Genomic DNA, 1,791 nt, shown 5'->3' on the forward strand with positions numbered 1-1,791 from the left:
GTGTAGAAGTTAGGATCAAAACCATCATCTGAAGCATAAACATAATGCCGGGTATGTCGTTCCAGGCTGGTCTTTGGTGTGCATCCTGTAAGAGCGATAGTTGCAGTTATCAGAGGGATCAGAAGCAGCCTGACGGAAGAAAATCTCATGAGCATCTCCTTATCTTTAATCACTTGTTCTCATTGCGTTATATAATATATCCATCGATATATTATCACCTGTTTCCGTCTGTGTTCATTACCTTAAAAATATGCTGCCGAAACAGAATTACGGTTAGTCACAAGGTTCATTGCAACGGTAGCGGCCTGAACAAAATGACGAAGGTGGGTATGTCTGAAAGCGTGCCAAGAACAGGGGACTGACGTTACAGACAGCGGCAATCACGTTATGGAACAAGGTATACATAAAGAGCCATTGAGGCCCTGAAACGAAAAAAGTGACGTCGGGTCACATCTGGGAAAACCTTCATTTTTACACCCGTAAGGTGATGAAGTTTCCGTAAAGTCCCTGCAATTTCTGAAATAATCGACGTACAGCCCAGGCTTCGTTGTTAATCGCAGCATAATAACGAACTTCGCTAAGCCGTTCAGGTGCAGCAATAGCAACCGCCAACGTTTCTTTATGCACATCCAGCTCGACGGTAAGCGTACAGCGAGGGCCGTATTGACGGGGATGTGTTATTCAGCTGGCAGTGCTATGCGCCACGGAAGCAGTTCGCTGACCCGGTTGACCGGCCAGTCTGCTATGACGCCAAGCACATGGCGAAGGTAGCTTTCTGGATCCACGTCATTCAGTTTGCACGTCCCGATCAGGCTGTACAGTAGCGCTCCCCGCTCACCACCATGGTCAGAGCCGAAGAACAGGAAGTTTTTACGACCCAGACTGACCGCCCGCAGGGCATTTTCAGCGATGTTGTTGTCGATTTCCACCCAGCCATCGTTCGCATAGTACGTCAGTGCCGGCCACTGGTTAAGTGCGTACGCGAACGCCTTCGCCAACTCTGAGTGTCGCGACAGGGTCTTCATCTTTTCACGCAACCAGTTTTCCAGGGATTTCAACAGCGGTTTCGTTTTTCGCTGACGTTCAGCAAGCCGCTGCTCTGCCGGCATTCCCCTTATATCCGCCTCTATGGCGTACAACTGACCGATCTGCTCCAGGGCTTCTTCCGTCAGTGCTGACGGGATGCGGACGTGCACATCGTGGATCTTTCGGCGGGCATGAGCCCAGCAGGCAGCTTCCGTTATCCCACCATTGCGATACAGCTCGTTGAACCCGGCGTACGCATCCGCTTGCAGCACACCGCTGAAGCAAGCAAGATGAGTCTGCGGATGGATGCCTTTTCTGTCCGGGCTGTAAGCGAACCACACTGCAGGTGCCAACGCTGACCCGGCATTGCGGTCATCACGAACATACGCCCACAACCGCCCGGTCTTCGTCTTCTTATTACCCGGCAGCAGTACCTGGACCGGGGTATCATCGGCATGGAGTTTGCCGTCAGTCATGACATAGCCATGAAGCGCCTCTTCCAGCGGAGACAGCAGCCGGCAGCATGCATCCACCCAGCCCGACAGCAGTGAACGGCTCAGCTCCACACCTTGCCGGCCGTATATTTCTGACTGGCGATACAGCGGGGTGTGCTCTGCATACTTCGAGGTCAGCACGCGGGCCAGCAGCCCCGGTCCGGCGATACCCCGCTCGATGGGCCGCGAAGGTGCAGGTGCCTGCACGATGGCATCGCACTGAGTACAGGCATGTTTTTCCCGTACCGTCCGGATAACCCGGAAGGCGCTA

Annotated in this window: 2 protein-coding genes and 1 pseudogene; all 3 read right to left on the minus strand. The window is 53.4% G+C overall.

What is annotated here, in order from left to right:
- Positions 1-149 (minus strand): Exc2 family lipoprotein (locus E0D98_RS23830; protein WP_165941056.1); only part of this gene is annotated, 149 nt, incomplete at its 3' end.
- A gap of 334 nt (positions 150-483) precedes the next feature.
- Positions 484-633 (minus strand): annotated as a pseudogene (locus tag E0D98_RS23835) (IS110 family transposase); the annotation flags it as partial.
- Positions 634-677: 44 nt separating this feature from the next.
- The coding region (locus E0D98_RS23840) for an IS66-like element ISEc8 family transposase (protein ID WP_131891210.1) at positions 678-1,791 on the minus strand (1,114 nt) is incomplete at its 5' end.

Source organism: Escherichia sp. KCJ4928, assembly GCF_004352695.1.
In the GTDB taxonomy this organism is placed as follows: Bacteria; Pseudomonadota; Gammaproteobacteria; order Enterobacterales; family Enterobacteriaceae; genus ECMA0423.